The sequence below is a fragment of the Gottfriedia acidiceleris genome (assembly GCF_036421055.1).
In the GTDB taxonomy this organism is placed as follows: Bacteria; Bacillota; Bacilli; order Bacillales; family Bacillaceae_G; genus Gottfriedia; species Gottfriedia acidiceleris_C.
Genome location: NZ_JAZGQS010000001.1, coordinates 534,328 through 552,399 on the forward strand (window position 1 = coordinate 534,328; position 18,072 = coordinate 552,399).

An 18,072-nucleotide genomic window follows, 5' to 3' on the forward strand; every position below is an offset into this window, starting at 1 on the left:
GATTTGAAATTATTGAAGAGATGAAAGATAAATATCCTATCACTATGCTTGTTAAAATTGCTGAAGTATCAAGATCTGGTTTCTATAAATGGAGAAAATCAGCCGAGAATCAACAATCCAATAAAAAGAAAGAAGAAGCTGTAAAATCACACATACACGCGATCCACTCAATACGTCCGTATTATGGCTATCCAAGAATAACTGACCGTTTGAGAGAAGAAGGTTTAGTTGTAAACCATAAAAAAGTATATAGATTAATGAAGGAACTAGAGATCAAATCAGTCATTCGAAAGAAAAGAAAATCTTTCGGGAGAGAAGAATCGAATGTTTATCCTAATCTCTTAAATCGCCAGTTTAAAACACAAATGCCAAATATAGCTTTTGGGACAGATATTACTTTTATCAAAGTAGAAAACAAGTTTTATTACCTTTCAGTTATTTAAGGTCTTTATAATAATGAAGTTGTATCTTGGAAGTGTTCAGATCGAAATGATATTAAATTAGTCATAGAAACAGTTAGTGATTTATGTAAAAAAAGATACGTGCATGGAAGTATCCTGCATTCGGATCAGGGATTCCAGTACACCTCTACAAAATACAGCCAGTTCTTAGAAAAGAATAAGATGTTAGGCAGCCACTCTTGTTAGCCCTCTCCCATCTTCTTACTCTATTTTGCACCAAAATAAAGACATGCTGAAGCAAAGCCCACAATCACTGCTAAACCATAAAAAAATTTAGGTTTATTTTTTTCATTCTTGAAATTTATGTATGCAAGTATAATAAATATAACACTAAAACAAATTAGGAATACATTTTTCCAAAAATAGCTACCACTGTAACTATTGATTGAAACTATGATAAAAGTTTCAAGAAGCACTAGAATCGTTAATAAATTTCCCCTAATAAATTTCATACCATTAACCCCTTATAGATAAGTAGTTTCATTTCATTATAAATATTATACATTTTTTTCCATAAAAACTATACAGAATTTTCTGATTTTAGCTAGATGATTCTAATTCAACTAAATCATGCTTTAGTTGAACAATGAATGACTGCTTCCGCAGTTTTTTTTATTCAACATAATGGCAGTTTAGTTGCATAAGGAATGATATAATTATGCCTAATAAGACTAGTATTTTTCAAATGGAGAAAATTAAATGGATACTTATAATTTAAGAAAATGGTCAGTAGAAAATAGTGTTGAGCAGAAGACAATTAAAGGATTCTGGGAAAATATTAATTCATACAAAGAAGAAGATGAAGAAGAATTTCAAGAAAATTTCGGAACTGATTTTGATGAACATCAATTAACAGTTGATTTAAAAGGTGTATCATTGCATATAGATCAATGGGATAATACAAAAGTTTATGAAACAATCTCATATGGTTTCGATTTCATTGTGTCACTTATTCCAATTGTTTACAAAAATAAACATTTGGGCGATTATAAGATGCTGTTTACTCTAAAAGGAGAAATATTTGATGACTTCTTTATAATTTTTTAGATTTATTTTATATTTTTTTTCAACTAACGCAGTGCATGAGTTAAATAGAAGCTGCCAATTCCAGGTAGCTTTTTCTTATGCAACAAAATGGCAGATTAGTTGTATAAGAAATAGCTAGGCAATTCGTTTTAATTAACGAAAATCTAGTGCAGGTTATTTAAATTTAATGATAAAATGGGAATATTCTTACATTTGTTAATACTATTATCCCTGAAACTTACGAGGTTTAGCAAAATGAAAAAACTTATTAAAACTTTCAGTATCACTTTATCAAGCATAATACTTATTTTAGTTTTATTTGTCATTGGTGTGGGTGTTTTTATTCACAAAACTTTGGAGAAAAAAACTCATGAAAATATACCGTATATTCAATCGATTAGAATGTTTCTGACTGCGAATTTTGAGGGTAAAACTGAAAAGGCATTAAAAGAAAATAGATTAAAAGAAAAATATCATAATATTACTATTTACTATCCAAATGATTTTTCAGAACTCATTCCAATAACGAAGGAAACGTTAGATTGGGCGATAAATAAAAACAAAAAAGTCTTTGGAACAGTAGAAGTAAAGCCTGTTGATCTAATCGTATTTAAAGATAAAAAAGAGTTACAGGAGTTAAGTGGTCTTATTGATGTGTCAGGGTTTTATTCGGATTTTGACAAATTAATAGCAATAAAGTACGACGATATAGAATCGATTTTAGAAAGAAAGGAAACAGCACTATATTTCTTTCAAAAGTCTATCTTACATGAGTACACTCATTATATATTTAGTCAAATGGTAGCAGGTTCAAAAGCTGGTGCTTCAGCTTACCCATTATGGTTTATTGAGGGGATAGCTGAATACAACGGAAATGATAAAACAATCGTAGATCCTTCCAATTTCAAAGTAGTATCTTTTGATTCATTATATGATGGGGAACAGTGGCAAACAGCAAGATTTCAAGATGGCACAAATGTATATATGGAAAGTTACTTCGCTATAAAATATCTTGTAGATAACTATGGAGAAGGAATTATAAAAGAAATAATAAATTTAACTAACTCATCAGGGAAATTTGAGGAAAGTTTCGAAAAAACAACAGGAATTACTCTTTTTAATTTGGAAGATAAATTTATGTCTTCCTACAAATGAAAGATATGATTCCTTATTCAACTAAACCAGCTAATAGTTGTCAATATTTTTCAATAAAAATTTTATAAAACACATGTTATACTAAAAATAGACATGCCAAATAACCTTCCATCTGTTATGATTTGGAAGGTTTTGTATTTCTTGCTTTATTTTTACATTTAAGCTATATCTTGGAAAGTCGTATTGGTTTTTAATAGGGCATAAATCCAGTGTAAAAGCTTATTTACACAAGCTATAACGGATACTTTATAAGGTTTTCCTTCACTACGTTTTTTGTCGTAAAACTCACGTAATCTCTTATTTCTTGGGATGATTTCATTGGTCGTTTTCTTTTTACGACTATCTCGAATGGCACATTTAACAGCCATAAACAAGGCATGCCTTAGTCTACTAGATCCACGTTTTGTAATACGGTTTTGGGTCGCTGTAAATCTACCCGACTCAAAGACGCTTGGATCAACTCCCGCAAAAGCCACAAGTTTTTTAGGGTGATCAAACCGTTCGATTTCTCCGATTTCTGAAAGAATCGTTGCAGCGATTTTTTCTCCTATACCGGGAATCGTTTGGATAATCTTATATTCTTCAATTTCTTTCACAAGGGCATCTATTTCAAGCTTTAATTTCGATAGATGCTCTTTGTATTGAAGGACCAACTTAATGTGCATTTCCATCGTTATGACGAGACTTTGATATAAGTTGGTTTGAAATGGATTTTTTGTTGCGGCAGCTATTAAATCTTTTGCTTTTGTTCTTGCCCAAGATTTTGAACGACTATTACAATACAATTTGATCCTTTCAGAAAGTAAGCTTTCTCCTGCCTTAAGAACGTCATTTGACGTTGGAAACTCTAGTAAAGTGAGAAGAGAAACAATCGAGTAAAGGTCTCCAAATACACTAGTGTATTCAGGAAACACTTGATCAAGTATTGTTTGGAACTGTAATTTTGTTTTAGAACTCATTCCTGTAATACTATCGTGTTGACGAGTTAAATTCCGAAGATTTAGAAGCTGAATTCCTCGTTTTTTATATGGTTCTAGCTCTTCTTTGTAATACAACTCGCACAGGTGATATGAATCAATCGCGTCAGTTTTAACTTTTCGCAAACTCGTGCTTTTCGCTCGATAAGAAATTAATGGATTAACGACAATATATAAATAATTATGTTCTTCTAAAAAATGAAGAATGGGTGAGTGATAGTGACCTGTTGACTCTAAGACAATCGCAGGTTTTTGTTTAGTTAGTTTCTCAATTTCTATTAAAAAATGATGCAATGTTCAAATCCATCAAGTGTATGAGTAATTTTAAAACTGCGTTTATATGGATGCCCCTTATCTAAAAATGCTTGAACTTGACTTTCACCTTTGGCAATATCCAGACCAACGACTGGATTCATAAATGATCTCCTCCTAAAATAAATTCACCGGTAACCCCTGGTCCTTTTTGTAGTTTCATAGGTTCGCTTGTTATACGAGATCAAGTCCCAACCAGCCCCATTGATGCTTTTTTTTGTTTGTCAAAATAATCTTCTAAGTCTCTTTACATTTCTTTCCTAGTCAGAAGATAATATGCAATTCTTAACATGGCATGTGTTACTACTATTCCTGTTCTTTTCCTACCTTTTCGTGCTGTTGTTCTTCGATACATTGCTCCAAGGGTTTTTGGATGCACCCACTGAATGTGCGGCTTCGGTTAAGGCTGATTATAAATACTTGTTGCCTTTTTTTGATTTAGTTGATTCCCTTTTACCAGCACTTTCATTTTGTCCAGGAACTAATGCTGACCAGGAACATATTTCAAAAAACAAAGATAAAAGTTCCAATATATGGTAAAATTTATTAGTGCAGTAATTGAATTTTAATTAAAAGGAGAATAAATTTTGATTAGGAAATTATCTATTATACTTATTGCTACAATGATGCTTACAGCCTGTAACGATTCTAGCAAAATAACAAAACAACAAAATGAGCAATCAACTGAAGTGTCATCTTCTGTAACATCTGAGAAAGCAATAAAAAAAGTTCTTGAGCACCTATTTACTGGTCCAGATAAGAAGCTTATAGATTTAATGTGGAATCCTAAATATAAGACTGTTGTAAATAAAAAAGAAGAAAACCCAACGTTCGATAAATATGTAGTAGAGGTATACGGACCATACATTGCAGATTCTTATCTCGATCCCTTCGTTTCAACAATTCTTAGTCAATATTCGAATTTTGCTTACGATGATGGCTATAAGTTAAGTCTAAAGAAGATTTCAATTAAGCAAAGTGATAATGATTCAACTTTTTATACCTTCATAGCAGAGGTCGGCTATCAGAAAAATGAAGATGAAGAAAAATCTGCAAATGTACAAGGCAAAGTCTACTTCTATTCAAAAGATAAAGGAAAAATCTCGGTAATCAAACTCATTAATGACAATGGATTATTGGATAACTTAAGAACGAAAAATTGATTCTTGAATAACGAAGGAGCGTTTTTCTTATGCACTTAAATGGCAGCTTTGTTGCATAAGGAAAGGATAGTATAGGGATATAATCGAATTAATAGATAGTTCAAATGATACTAATAATTTCGGTAACTATTTTTCCAAATGTATTTGAATAGGTTATCTTTAAATCTAGCAAAGATATCATACTTTCGGTCTAATTAGTTCTATTAAAAAATTTATTTTTACATGTACTTGCTTAGAACAAGAGGTGCTATACTTCTTTTTGGGAGGGGAAGAAATGAAAGATATTAAAAGGATCATCATCGCGTTAATTACTTTGTCATTTTTAATTACTACTTCGCATGTATTTGCAATGGATACGGCAACTGGTGAAAAAGGAATCGTAACGAACTTTAATGCTACTCACAAGGACCATATTGTTACACTTACATGGGATTGGAATGCGAGTGATACATACACGATTGAACGTAACGGTGAAATTCTAGATAATGAAGTATGGGGTAGAGGGGAGTATAAAGATTCAAATTCAGTACAAGATGATATTACATATACTTATACAATTTGGGCAAATGGGTTTGATGATAAAAACTCTGTAACAATTACGATTGAAAAGGATACAACGGCACCACCAAATGTTATTTTAGACGATTACCCAAACATTGATAATCATTTTATTCGATTTGCATGGCAAAATCCAACATACACACCAGATTTAGAGTCTGTAGACATTTATCTTAATGGAGAATTGTTAACAAACTTGGTTACTGGTCCATTAAATGGTGGTGTTTATACTGCAAATAATTTAGAAGCAAATACTACTTATTTGTTAAAAGTATGTCCAAAAGATAAATTAGGAAATGTAGTTCCATATACAGAATGTTCACAAAAAACGTTTAAAACTACTAATGAGAACAGGCCTCCAGGAGAAATTAAATATGGTAAAATCAATTATGTACAAAAAAATCTCATATATGTTATGGCGACAAGAACATATTCTAGTGATAAGTATTTGGACTTCTCTTGGTATAATCCATCAGATGCAGATTTTGTTGGAACTTATCTAACAGTGCCTAATGGGAAAAAGATTTACGTTCCAGGAAGGCCTAGTTACGATAGTTTTTATGAATACAAACCAGACACGGTATTTAAGGAACAAAAGTTTATACTTCAAACTGTAGACTATAATGGAAACATGTCAAAAGGAACAACATTAATTTGGGATAATCCATTACCACCAGGTCCTGTAACGAATGTAAAAGTTAAAGAAACGAATGGGATCGTTACAGTTTCATTTACACCACCAGTTGATCACGATTACAGCTTTACGAAAATTACTTTACCTAATAACAAGGAAATTTATTTAAATAAAGGAACAAACACTTATAGTTATAAAGGGAATCTTGTAGTTGGCCAATCTTATAATTTTATCTTCTCTACGTCTGATGTTGATAAGTTTGCAATAGCAAGTCATTACTCACCAGATATTTCAATTACGATTACACCGAAATCTACAGTAGTTAAAAAATACTATTATTTGAAATCAGCAGCTACTCTTAGATCACTTTCGGATGGTAAAGGGAAGGTAGTAAAATCAATTCCAAAAGGAACAAAAATATTCGTTATTAGCACGGGGTATGGCTTGAAACATGACTATGTTTATGTAAAGTATCTAAATAAGTATAATGGCTATATTCCAAAAACAACCGTGAAGTTTTAGGCAATGTTAGACATAAAAGTTGCTAATTGCGTAATGAAAAAAGACTGTTAATTGATATTATCCCCTATAGTAGACGCGTAAAAAAGCCTATCTGATAAAATGGATAGGCAGTCTACTATAGGGGATTTATTAATTTAATATTGATAATAAAAAATAAAAGGTGGGGGTAATACATATTGAAATTAACACCGAAGATACTTATTCTGTATACTATACCTTTTTTAGTTACAGTGCTCTTGATTCTGTTCGATGTAGTAAAAGCAATTGAATTTATATTTACTATCATATTTTTCTCAATTTTTTCTTTTGGATTGCCAATATTATTACTTAGTTTACCGTATTTTTTATATTTTTATTTGGTTCAGAAATCATTTAAGTTCTCTTTCATGTCTACTTTTATGTCTGTTTTAATGTCATTAATTTGTATAACAGTTTTTATTTTTGGAATAAATCATTACTACAAATCTTTTGAAAAACACTTTTATTTCTCAGTAGTAACAACACATTCATTAGAGAAAAAGTCATTAATAGCTTACAAACATGATACAAATTTAGAAGGGAAAATAAATAGAGTTAAAAGAATAAGTGGAATGAAAAGTGATATGAATGAAGGAGATATGGAACTGACTCAAAAAAGATTGTACATGATTGAAGTTGTTAATAAAGAGAAACCTGCTGGAAAACCCGATTATTACTTTACAAAAAATTATTATTACGAACGTAGTTTTGGAAAGTGGATTCGATTATAAAAACTTAATGCTGTTTTCGGTAGCTTTTTCTTATTAAAGTAAATGGCAGATTAGTTCAATAAGAAATCTTTAAATAATTAGGATGATTTGCTTAAGAAATGAATGTTAGTTTCTGATAATGTTTAATTAATAATTAGATAATAAGGTAAAAGTACAATTGAAAAAATATATGAGATTAACTATCAGTCTAGCATTCTTTATAATGGTCTTAATAGCACAGAATGATAAAAATAGATTCATTGCAAAAACTTTATTTGGCATTATTGGTATAATATGTATTTCGTCAGTATTTCATAAGGGGGGATATGGTTTGAAAAAAATGACATGGTTAGTGTCAATATTGATGATTGTCTTGTTATTTGGTTGTAAACATATGAATAATGACACTTTAGATACATCTAATTTAAAAAAAGTTGAACCAAAGGGGAATCTAACGGAGGAACAATTAAAAACCATACCAGTAAGCTATGAGGCTTCCTCGTTAGATGAGGCGTTAGATGCACTTCCGTTTAAGGTGAAAATGCCGAATGATATTCCGTTTGATGCTACACCTTTTCGAGTTTCTACAATTGATGATGTTAAACATGATGGGAAAAATTTGAGAGTTAGTTTTACATCATTTTCAAAGGATAAAAATGATGAGATGATCTTATTGATAACTGTTCATAATTTTAAAGTGGAGTATAGTGGTTCCGGTGAGAAGGTTAAGTTGTCCAACGGAGTGTACGGTCAATATAATGGAAATACGCTCACATTTGAAAAGAATGGGATTTATTACGAAATAGGATACAATAACAAGAATATTTCGGCTGAAAAGCGCAAGAAAGATATTATCAAAATCGCAAAACAAATGTTATAAAAATAGATTTTATATAGTAAAAGTAAGAACAATATTGTATAACAAGTTGTTGAACTAATTGATGCGATTCTTCAAGATCGAAGGATCGTTTTTCTTTTGCGGCTAGATGGGAATTTAGTTGCAAAATAAATCCTTTAAATAAGGGCGATTATTTGAGAGGAACTTCACAAAGAATAACCCAATTGACTTGTGTTTCTAAGCAAAAGATAATCAACATTATCAATGTTTCAACTAGAGATTGCCAAAATGGACAAAAAAAAGTGGTATCAATAGCGTGTTAAAAAAATTATTTAGGACTTTAGCTAGTATAAATATATCTGATGCATACATTAGACTCAAATTCTATTAGCAGGTAATAAGGATCCTTTAAAAATAAGAAATTAACAGGATTTTGAAAGGTAATTTTATGATCATAGATAAATATAAAAAAATAATTGTAGATTTTTTAACAAGAAGGATTACTGCTGATGAATTTCAAACTCAATATTTCAAAATTTTTAAAGAAGCAAATGATAAATTGGATGAAAATTTATTTGAAATATTAAACGGTGTTTTTGAATCAGCAGATTGTTATTGTCATGAATGTAAACCAGGTGAAGAAACTGCCTTTGAGATTTCAGAAGAGCAATTAAGAAAAGAAGTCACTGCAGCATTATTTAAATTGAATGGAATAATAAATAATTAATGTTCTTATCTAACCAGTACCAGCTTTTTTAGATCTCAGCTACATAGAAAATAAAATGAAGTGCAGTAAGTTATGAAACTAACACAGTGCATTAATTCGAAAAGAATTCCTAAAGGTTGTCAATTTGGCAACCTCTTTTTTATTTTTAAAATCAATATAAAAATGATTATTTTTTAAATGTAATTGTTGGATTTTTGTTCACATTTATTACCATAATAAGTGTGGTAAGATTGTGCTAAGTTTAGTAATGAAGTAGGAGAACTAGATTGAAATCTAAACAAAAATTAATTCCATCATTATCATCAAATTCAGTCTATCTTGGATTATTGTTAGCTTTTGTGGGTGGTTTTTTAGATGCTTATACTTTTATAAGTAGAGACGGAGTGTTTGCCAATGCGCAAACAGGAAATCTTGTTCTTTTGGCAATAAATCTATCCTTTGGAAATTGGAAAAACTCTGTGGATTTTATTTTACCTATAATAGCCTTTATTCTAGGTGTATTAGTTGCTGAATCCGTTAAACATCCACGTTTGAGAGAACTATTATACAGTTATAGACGCTCAATTCTCTTATTAGAATGTAGTGTATTATTGATTGTAGGATTATTGCCTAGTAGTGTACCTAATATAGTTGTAACAGTTTGCATCTCTTTTGTTTCATCTTTACAAATTTCAACCTTCACTCATTTAGATAAATGGACATATAATTCAACAATGACATCTGGTAATATTAGAATTGCTTCACAGGCAGCATATACAGCTATTGTAAATCAGGACAAAGAAGCAAAAACAAAATTTAAAGAGTTTCTCGTTATTATTCTTTCTTTTTCATTTGGTGCATTGTTTGGGAGTTTATCGACAAAGTATATTGGGAATCAAGCTGTTTGGTTTGCTGCTTGTGTATTAATTGTAGCGTTAATCTTATATCACAAAGACAAAGGTTATTTTAGAAAGAAAAGCCATTAATTTAAAAAATGAGCCCTTTTTCGGGGCTCATTTTTAGTCATCTTATTTGAAAAACTGAATAAAACAAACAATAATAAGTGCAAATAAAATAGAAGGTAACATATTTCCAATTTTTATTTTTACTAAACCTAATGAATTCAAACCAAGAGCAATTAATAAAATTCCTCCTGTACCGGAGATTTCAGCAATAATTGAATTTAATAAATGCTGTGTTACTAGATTTGGTACAAATGATGCAAAAATGGCAATGAATCCTTGATAGATTAAAACTGGGACTGCAGAGAATAAAACGCCAATTCCAAGAGTCGAAGTTAAAATGATTGATAAAAAGCCGTCCATCATTGATTTTGTATATAGAATTTCATGATTATGACGAAGTCCGCTATCTAATGCTCCGAGTATAGCCATCGCGCCAACACAGAATAATAAAGTTGATGTAACAAATCCTTTAGAAATTGAGCCTTCGTTTTTAGATTGAAATTTACTTTCGATAAATAGACCTAATTTATCTAATTTACTTTCGATATCTAGCCATTCTCCTACAACTGCACCTAGCGATAAACTAAAAACGACGATAAGAACTTGATTTGTTTTCATAGCTAAAGTAAATCCGATAACAATAATTACGAGAGAAATTGACTGAGTTACTAGGTTTTTCATTCGATCAGGAATTCTTTTAATAAATAAACCTAGTAAAGAGCCAATAATAATAGCTGCTGCATTAACAAATGAACCGAGTAGTACCATGATTATCCCCTTTAACTTGCATATAATTAATCTATTTTTAAGACGATTTTACCGATATTTAAATTGTTTTCCATTCGAGTATGCGCTTCATTCACTTCATGCCAACGATACACAGAATCGATAATCGGTTTTATTTTTTTATTCGTAAAAAGAGGTAAGACATCTTTTTTGAATTGATTTGTTAAATAGATTTTTTGCTCTAGTGTTTGTGAACGCAAAGTGCTCCCTATAATGGAAATTCTTTTTGTCAAAAGTGGTAATAAGTTTACATCGTTCACTTTAACTCCACCCATTGTACCAATCAAAATGAGCCTACCATTACTATTCAATGATTGTAAGTTTTGATGGAAATAGGATGCACCAATAAAATCTAAAATGACGTCTACCCCTACGTGATCAGTAACTTTTTCGACAACAGTTTTAAAATCTTCATTTTTATAGTTAATCACATGGTTTGCGCCTAAATCAGTACAAGCTGCAAGTTTCGTTTCATTCCCTGCAGTAACGATTGAACTTGCACCAAATTCTCTTGCAAGCTGAATTGCAGCAGTTCCTACACCACTTGCTCCTGCATGAATTAATACAGTTTCATTTTCTTTTAATCTACCTAATTCAATTAAATTTAAGTAAGCTGTCAAAAATACTTCGGGTATTGCCGCAGCCTCTTCGAACGAAAAATGATCTGGAATTGAAATTGCTAATTCTGAAGGTATCGAAACATACTGCGCATAACCTCCGCCTGGCAATAAGCTACAAACACGATCTCCAACTTTCCAGTTTGACACATTAGCCCCAACTTGTTCAACAATCCCGGCCATCTCTAATCCTAAAATAGGTGATGCGCCTTTAGGTACAGGATACTTACCATGTTTTTGAAGTAAGTCAGCTCGATTTATAGCCGTAGCATGAACTTTCACAAGTAGTTCATTCTCACCTAAAACAGGCATCTGATAATCGTCAATAAATAAATGCTTTGATTCATCAATTTGAACTGCCTTCATTCTAAAAAACCTACCTTTAATTAAGTTAATTCTTATCATACTATATAACTAATCGAAAGAATATTTTAAAAACTCGGATTGATAAAATTTGTAGATTTTCTTCACATCATTCCTACTCATTTTTTTAAAATTAGTTTTGGAGAAAAAATTTTAAAAAACTTCGAACGATATTCGGTTTTTAAGTGTATATAAAGTAAGTGGGAAAGGAGGTTAACTTGTGCCTATAAGAATTGACAAAGATTGTTTAGAAGAATTGTTTAATAATCACTCGTCTCTTGTGTATCGTACTGCTTACTTTTTAACCAAATCAAAAGTAATGGCAGACGATATTACGCAAGAAACATTCATTCGGATTATAAAAAAATTCCATCTGTTTGATCAAACGAAACCAATTGAACCTTGGATTTATCGAATGACCGTAAATATCACCCGTAATATGATACGTATACAAAAAATGAAGAAACTTTTTGGCATTCAGTATGATGTTCTAACTGTAAATGAAGTTGAGCAATCAATTATACAAAATGAAATGGAAGATCATCTTTGGAAGGAGATAAACTTATTACCTCAGAAGAGTAAGGAAGTGATTGTTCTTCATTATTATTTAGAACTGAAATTAGATGAAGTGGCAGATTCTTTAAATATTCCAATCGGTACATGTAAATCTAGGCTTAATTACGCGCTGACAAAATTAAGAAATCGATTATCGAAAAACGAACTGTTTAAAGTAGAAGAAAAACTGAAAGGGGGGGAACTTAATGGTGGAAAACAATCCTATTTCTGAAATTAAACACACTCTTCAGAAGAAATTAGATCAACAAAATCCTTCCGTCACATATGATCGAATATGGAATAAAGCCAATTCAAATCGGGGGTATAATCGAATTCGAAAACCGTTTGTTTCAATTGGGATTCTACTATTTCTGGTATTTGCAATGTTTATTAACTCACCTATTAAAAAAGGACTAAAAGAAAATATAGGAATGACAAATGAATCGAAAAGTACTTCGGCAGATGCCAGTGTTGGACTATTAATTGTAAACGGGGTAGATTATCGGTTTGAAGGTGTTTTACATAATAAAGAATTAGTACTTAAAGATCAAATTGGGGTAGTTCAAGAAGTTGTTAATAATAATACGATTCCGAAAGCCAATTTTTCCTCTAATATGTTAAAGGTTGGTGATAAAATTTTTATAACGAATGAAGACTCAAAAGTCATCATTGTAAAACAAGAGGACGGAACAATCTTAAAGTTTTTAAAAACTGAATAATAGTTGATTGACTTTTTTAGATAAAATTTTTTAGTCCAATTTGAAAATAGGGAGCGTTCAAAATGTCAAAATTGTTGGGTTCATCGTTACTTTTTTTCTTTCTCATTTTTACCGGATGTTCAGCAAATAATGGAATGAAAGGTAATAAGCCTCCGAAAACAATGGTTCAAGTGGGGAATCAAACATATGATACGAAATTAGGTTCTTATTGTTGGATTAAGAAAGGAAAAGGGGAATGTGCTGATACGGCTGGACCGATTGAACTATTAGAAGGTAAAAAACCGATTGAAGTAATACCTGGTGAAACGATTAAAATTATAATGAATTATAAACCTAAACCAAATGAAATACACTTGAGCCAAATAAATGATAAAAAGGAAATTGAAATTGAAGTAGTGAAGAATCAATTTTCAGCACCTATTAATAAAGGAATCTATTATTACGCATATGGAGTATGGTGGATGGATAAAAAAGATAAGCATTTATCAAATGGCGATGCTTTTTATGCCTTTGCTTTAGAAGTAAAATAGAACGTTTTTCGTTAGCTTAAGTAAGGGGATGTTTTGAAAAATATTGAACAAAACATCCCTTTACTAGATTACTAATTTATTCCTCTGTAGGATTCTTTGGTCCATCAAGATCTAATTGATAAAAGGCCAAATCAAGCCATCTATTAAATTTATAACCTGCCTTTTTAATCGTACCTGAATAAACAAATCCGAAGTTTTTATGCATGGTAATACTTTTTTCATTATCTGCATCAATTCCGGCAATTAATGTCTTATACTCTCTTTCATTTGCAATAGAGATCAATTCTTTCATTAATGAAGTAGCAATTCCCTTTTTTCTATAGTCACTATGTACATATACTGAATGCTCTATCGAGTATTTATAGGCAGGCCAAGCTCTAAAAGGCCCAAATGTAGCAAATCCTACGACTTTTTGATCAAGTTCCCAAACTAGTATTGGAAAGCCTTCATTCATTTTTTGTTCAAACCAAATTTGTCTGCTTTCTAATGTTTGTGGTTTATAAGTATAAACTGCAGTTGTATTAAGAATAGCATCGTTATAAATCTCTAAAATGTCCATTAAATCGTTTTGAGTAGCTGCCCTAATCATTTTTTCTTTCCCCCAAATTTATTTTGTTACTCTTTTTATTTTAGAACTTTTTATACAAACCGTAAAATTGAAAATTATATTTGTTTGGTCGGTTTGTTCATATTAAAATCCTTTTGTTTATTGCTTATATGTTAAACCTTGTTTCTTAGTAAACGATGTTCCAATCATGTGAAATAGAGAATATTCATATCCCGGATATACTCTAAATTATTATTAGACATGATTATTCAAGAAGGAATCTAATCTATTTTCGTTGAATTAGTTACAAATGATTTTTCAGACTGATGTGGTAACTGCTTTGATAAACAATTAATTAGGCAGTTAGTTAGCATCAAACTTTAAAAGATTTAGATGAAATGTAGAAATTAGAACATAGGAGTATTTAAAGTAATTGAGGAGTACTCTTCCTAGTCTGATTTATATTTATCAAACACTTATTTATTAGAAGAAATTAAGCGGTTGGATTTTTCTGAAGGTAAGTATAAAGGAGCGAGGAAGTTAAAATGAATCAATCCTATTTTTATTTAAAACTAGAAACACATCAATTACATATGTCTTATAAAGATGAAAAACGGCGCGTGCGTGTTTTATTACCGAAAAATTATGAAGAAGACAAGGATCAAAATTATCCAGTTGTCTATATGCATGATGGTCAAAATATTTTCTACAGTAGTGAATCTTATAGCGGGTATTCATGGAAAGTAATTCCGGCCATTAAACTAAACCCTGATTTACCGAAGATGATTGTTGTTGGGATTGATAACGGTGGACAAGACAGAATTAATGAATATACACCTTGGAAAATTACTGAAAGCCCTCTTCCAGAAGATTATGAACTAGGTGGGAAAGGCGTAGAGTTTGCTAATTTCGTCATGACAGTCGTGAAGCCGTTCATTGATAAGCAATATCGAACGAAATCGGATAAATATCATACAGCGGTGATTGGTAGCTCACTTGGAGGAAATATTTCGGCTTTTATGGGTGTTGAATACAAAAATCAAATTGGTGGTTTAGGTATTTTTTCTTTAGCCAATTGGATTACAACGAAAGCTTTTGATCATTATATTGCTAGTCAAGAGTTAGATCCTGAACAACGAGTGTATATACAAGTTGGTACTCAGGAAGGCGATGATACCGATCGGCAATTGATGTATGGAAATATGAAGCAGGCCTATATTGATTGCTCGCTTAAGTATTATAAACAACTGATAAAAGGCTCTGTTCCAATTGATAGCATTTGTTTAAATATTTTTGCAGATGAAGTACATGATGAAAAAGCTTGGGCAAAACACTTACCAGAATGTTTACGTTTCTTAAGTGAGAAATGGTCTTAATTGAACTAAATATTGATGACTTAAATTTGATACATATTACTTTTTTAAAAGAGGCTTAGATTAATTTTAAATTAAAATATTAATCAATTTTTTGATATTAAGAAAGGAGCATTTTTATGAATTATATTTTGATATCTCCATTTTATCCAGAGAATTTCCAAGCATTTGCTCATCGTTTGAAAGCCGCAGGTGTTAATGTTTTAGGGATTGGTGAAGAACCATATGACCAATTAGGTTCGAAACTACAAAAATCTTTAACAGAATATTATCGTGTAAATAATTTAGAAGATCTAGATGAAGTGAAACGAGCTGTTGCATTTTTATTTTATAAACATGGTCCGATTGAGCGTATTGAATCTAATAATGAATACTGGTTAGAACTTGATGCGCAATTGCGTGAACAATTTAATGTATACGGAAATAAACCGAGTGACTTGAAAAAAGTTAAATATAAATCTGAAATGAAAAAGCTGTTTAAAAAAGCAGGTGTACCAGTTGTAGATGGAAAAGTCGTTAAAACAAAAAATGAGTTAACGAAAGCCATTGATAAATTTGGACTGCCAGTTATTGCGAAACCGGATAATGGAGTTGGTTCAGCTGCAACCTTTAAATTATGTTCTAAAGAGGCTGTACGCCATTTTGAAGAAGAATGGGATGAAGCACAAGTATACTTCATTGAACCATATGTCGAAGGAGGCGTGCTTTGTACATTTGATGGTTTAGTCGATCAGAAAGGGAATATTGTTTTCCAAACAAGCTTTACATATAATGTGCCGACTCTGGAACTCGTGAAAGGTCAGTTGGATTTAGCTTATATTATTCAAAAAGAGATTGATCCAAAGCTCGAATATTATGGAAAAGCGATTGTAAAAGCTTTTGGGATGAAAGAACGCTTTTTTCATATTGAATTCTTTAAATTAGAAGATGGGGATTATGTTGCACTTGAATATAATAATCGCTTAGCTGGTGGCTACACGATTGATATGTACAATTTTGCTTACTCCATTGATTTATTTGCTCAGTATGCTTCGATTGTGACAGGGGCAGAAATTAAGAAATCCGATATCGAAAACCAGTATTGTGTCGGTATTACACAGCGTGATGCGTATGAGTATAACAATGATACAAATGCTATTTATGAACGATTTGGCGATCGTGTGAAATTTGAAAAGCGTATTCCAGATGCATTTGCGGAATTACAAGGAAATCAATTTTATGCGATTAATGCAGAATCACAGGAAGAAGTCGATGACATTATTCGTTTTGTACATGAACGAAAAAGTTACAGCATTGTAAACGTATAAGGATAGGAGACTTTTTTATGAATATAGAACATTTAAGCCATTGGAGTGGGGAATTAGGACGCGAAATGCAGTTAAACAGATATGGACACAGCGGCATGCCAATCCTAGTTTTCCCTTCATCTGGGGGGACTCATTTTGAATACAATAATTTTGGAATGATTGATGTATGTCATGACTTTATTGAATCAGGTAAAGTCCAGTTTTTTACACTGTCTACTATCGATAGCGAAAGTTGGCTACACGACTCAAAATCAGTTCATGACCGTGCATTAGCTCATGAAGCTTATGATCGTTATGTGATTTCAGAAGCGATTCCATTTATTAAACATAAAACAGGTTGGTTCGATCCAATGATGACAACAGGATGTAGTATGGGGGCATATCATGCGTTGAACTTTTTCCTTAGACATCCGGATGTTTTCCAAACAACTATTGCACTTAGCGGTGTTTACGATGTACGTTTCTTTTTTGGGGACTACGGAAATGATCCTCTTGTATACGAAAATTCACCAAGCGATTACATATGGAACCAAAATGACGGCTGGTTTATTGATCGATACCGTTCAGCAGATATCATATTATGTACCGGGCTAGGTGATTGGGAAGAAGACGGGCTACCGTCGTACTTTACATTAAAAGAAGCCTTTGAAGAAAAACAAATTAAAGCATGGTTTGATGAATGGGGCGAAGATGTATCGCATGACTGGGTTTGGTGGCGAAAACAAATGCCGTATTATTTAGGGGAATTATTTAAATAAAATTCAAAACAGTGGCAATGAACACATAATACTTTTTTGGGGGCTACTCTATTTAGGTAGCTCTTTTTATATTTTGGCTCTGTTTTAAAAGATTGTTGATTTTGTTATGTAACTAAACCAGCTAATAGTTGTCAATATTTTTCAATAAAAATCTTATAAAACACATGTTATACTAAAAATAGACATGCCAAATAGCCTTCCATTATCTCATTGGAAGGTTTTGTTATTACTTCATAATTTTGGTATTTAGTTTAAATCAAGGAATGTTTCTTTTCTTTTTAAAAGAGTATATATCCAATGTAATAATTTATTTACACAAGCAATTATTGCGACTTTTGCAGGTTTACCTTCCACACGTTTTCTATCATAAAATTCTTTTAATCGTTTATTTCTGGAACTCCTTATTCCACAAAGGACTGCTATATATAGAACGTGACGGAGCCTAGTTGAACCTCTTTTGGTAATACGATTT

At 31.4% G+C, this 18,072-nt stretch carries 19 protein-coding genes and 3 pseudogenes; 16 read left to right on the forward strand and 6 right to left on the reverse strand.

Going from position 1 to position 18,072, the window contains the following annotated elements; genetic code table 11:
- The first annotated feature begins 20 nt into the window (after nt 1–20).
- Both RAH41_RS02585 and RAH41_RS22580 read left to right on the forward strand, forming a co-directional pair.
- Nucleotides 21–443, forward strand: coding sequence for an IS3 family transposase (locus tag RAH41_RS02585; protein WP_331220383.1), 423 nt, complete (start codon nt 21–23; stop codon nt 441–443).
- Nucleotides 444–461: 18 nt separating this feature from the next.
- Nucleotides 462–647: pseudogene (locus tag RAH41_RS22580) on the forward strand (DDE-type integrase/transposase/recombinase); the annotation flags it as partial.
- A gap of 20 nt (nt 648–667) precedes the next feature.
- On the opposite strand, the gene RAH41_RS02590 reads toward RAH41_RS22580, so the two are convergent.
- The gene (locus tag RAH41_RS02590; RefSeq protein ID WP_331220384.1) at nt 668–913 is read right to left on the reverse strand and encodes a hypothetical protein; all 246 of its coding nucleotides are present in this window, start codon (nt 911–913) and stop codon (nt 668–670) included.
- Nucleotides 914–1,160: 247 nt separating this feature from the next.
- Between RAH41_RS02590 and RAH41_RS02595 the strand changes: the two genes are divergently transcribed.
- Both RAH41_RS02595 and RAH41_RS02600 read left to right on the forward strand, forming a co-directional pair.
- Nucleotides 1,161–1,508 (forward strand): hypothetical protein, encoded by a 348-nt coding sequence (locus tag RAH41_RS02595; protein WP_331220385.1) that lies wholly within the window; start codon nt 1,161–1,163, stop codon nt 1,506–1,508.
- Nucleotides 1,509–1,742: 234 nt separating this feature from the next.
- A complete protein-coding gene (locus RAH41_RS02600) occupies nt 1,743–2,642 on the forward strand; it encodes a peptidase MA family metallohydrolase (RefSeq protein WP_331220387.1) in 900 nt (299 codons plus the stop codon).
- A gap of 158 nt (nt 2,643–2,800) precedes the next feature.
- On the opposite strand, the pseudogene RAH41_RS02605 reads toward RAH41_RS02600, so the two are convergent.
- Nucleotides 2,801–4,035 (reverse strand): annotated as a pseudogene (locus RAH41_RS02605) (IS110 family transposase).
- 483 nt (nt 4,036–4,518) lie between these two features.
- Between RAH41_RS02605 and RAH41_RS02610 the strand changes: the two are divergent.
- From RAH41_RS02610 to RAH41_RS02635, 6 genes are all read left to right on the forward strand, one after another.
- Entirely contained in the window at nt 4,519–5,094 is a 576-nt protein-coding gene (locus RAH41_RS02610) for a hypothetical protein (RefSeq protein ID WP_331220388.1), read from the forward strand.
- Nucleotides 5,095–5,368: 274 nt separating this feature from the next.
- Nucleotides 5,369–6,808 (forward strand): hypothetical protein, encoded by a 1,440-nt coding sequence (locus RAH41_RS02615; RefSeq protein ID WP_331220389.1) that lies wholly within the window; start codon nt 5,369–5,371, stop codon nt 6,806–6,808.
- A 176-nt stretch (nt 6,809–6,984) separates the two neighbouring features.
- Complete coding sequence (locus RAH41_RS02620) at nt 6,985–7,557, forward strand: hypothetical protein (protein WP_331220390.1); 573 nt, start codon at nt 6,985–6,987, stop codon at nt 7,555–7,557.
- 310 nt (nt 7,558–7,867) lie between these two features.
- Nucleotides 7,868–8,416 (forward strand): hypothetical protein, encoded by a 549-nt coding sequence (locus RAH41_RS02625; protein WP_331220391.1) that lies wholly within the window; start codon nt 7,868–7,870, stop codon nt 8,414–8,416.
- A gap of 406 nt (nt 8,417–8,822) precedes the next feature.
- Nucleotides 8,823–9,101, forward strand: a complete 279-nt coding sequence (locus RAH41_RS02630) for a colicin immunity domain-containing protein (protein WP_331220392.1) — start codon at nt 8,823–8,825, stop codon at nt 9,099–9,101.
- Between the two features lie 266 nt (nt 9,102–9,367).
- Complete coding sequence (locus RAH41_RS02635; protein ID WP_331220393.1) at nt 9,368–10,066, forward strand: YoaK family protein; 699 nt, start codon at nt 9,368–9,370, stop codon at nt 10,064–10,066.
- Nucleotides 10,067–10,108: 42 nt separating this feature from the next.
- Here the strand turns inward: RAH41_RS02635 and RAH41_RS02640 are convergent, their stop codons facing one another.
- Nucleotides 10,109–10,813: a DUF554 domain-containing protein gene (locus RAH41_RS02640; RefSeq protein WP_331220394.1), complete on the reverse strand. Its 705-nt coding sequence runs from the start codon at nt 10,811–10,813 to the stop codon at nt 10,109–10,111.
- Between the two features lie 26 nt (nt 10,814–10,839).
- Entirely contained in the window at nt 10,840–11,814 is a 975-nt protein-coding gene (locus RAH41_RS02645; RefSeq protein WP_331220395.1) for an NAD(P)H-quinone oxidoreductase, read from the reverse strand.
- 217 nt (nt 11,815–12,031) lie between these two features.
- Here RAH41_RS02645 and RAH41_RS02650 point away from each other — a divergent pair, with 217 nt between their 5' ends.
- From RAH41_RS02650 to RAH41_RS02660, 3 genes are all read left to right on the forward strand, one after another.
- Nucleotides 12,032–12,598 (forward strand): RNA polymerase sigma factor, encoded by a 567-nt coding sequence (locus tag RAH41_RS02650; RefSeq protein WP_331220397.1) that lies wholly within the window; start codon nt 12,032–12,034, stop codon nt 12,596–12,598.
- Complete coding sequence (locus RAH41_RS02655; protein ID WP_331220399.1) at nt 12,573–13,085, forward strand: hypothetical protein; 513 nt, start codon at nt 12,573–12,575, stop codon at nt 13,083–13,085. The genes RAH41_RS02650 and RAH41_RS02655 overlap by 26 nt, the downstream gene beginning before the upstream one ends.
- A gap of 62 nt (nt 13,086–13,147) precedes the next feature.
- A complete protein-coding gene (locus RAH41_RS02660; RefSeq protein WP_331220401.1) occupies nt 13,148–13,615 on the forward strand; it encodes a hypothetical protein in 468 nt (155 codons plus the stop codon).
- A 76-nt stretch (nt 13,616–13,691) separates the two neighbouring features.
- Here RAH41_RS02660 and RAH41_RS02665 read toward each other — a convergent pair whose 3' ends face one another.
- Nucleotides 13,692–14,204 (reverse strand): N-acetyltransferase family protein, encoded by a 513-nt coding sequence (locus RAH41_RS02665; RefSeq protein WP_331220402.1) that lies wholly within the window; start codon nt 14,202–14,204, stop codon nt 13,692–13,694.
- Between the two features lie 503 nt (nt 14,205–14,707).
- On the opposite strand from RAH41_RS02665, the gene RAH41_RS02670 reads away from it, so the two are divergent.
- The 3 genes from RAH41_RS02670 (at nt 14,708) to RAH41_RS02680 (ending at nt 17,600) form a co-directional block, all read left to right on the forward strand.
- The gene (locus tag RAH41_RS02670) at nt 14,708–15,538 is read left to right on the forward strand and encodes an alpha/beta hydrolase (RefSeq protein ID WP_331220403.1); all 831 of its coding nucleotides are present in this window, start codon (nt 14,708–14,710) and stop codon (nt 15,536–15,538) included.
- A 116-nt stretch (nt 15,539–15,654) separates the two neighbouring features.
- A complete protein-coding gene (locus tag RAH41_RS02675; protein ID WP_331220404.1) occupies nt 15,655–16,842 on the forward strand; it encodes an ATP-grasp domain-containing protein in 1,188 nt (395 codons plus the stop codon).
- Between the two features lie 17 nt (nt 16,843–16,859).
- Nucleotides 16,860–17,600 (forward strand): esterase family protein, encoded by a 741-nt coding sequence (locus RAH41_RS02680; protein WP_331220406.1) that lies wholly within the window; start codon nt 16,860–16,862, stop codon nt 17,598–17,600.
- A gap of 246 nt (nt 17,601–17,846) precedes the next feature.
- Here RAH41_RS02680 and RAH41_RS02685 read toward each other — a convergent pair.
- A pseudogene (locus RAH41_RS02685) lies at nt 17,847–18,072 on the reverse strand (IS110 family transposase); the annotation flags it as partial.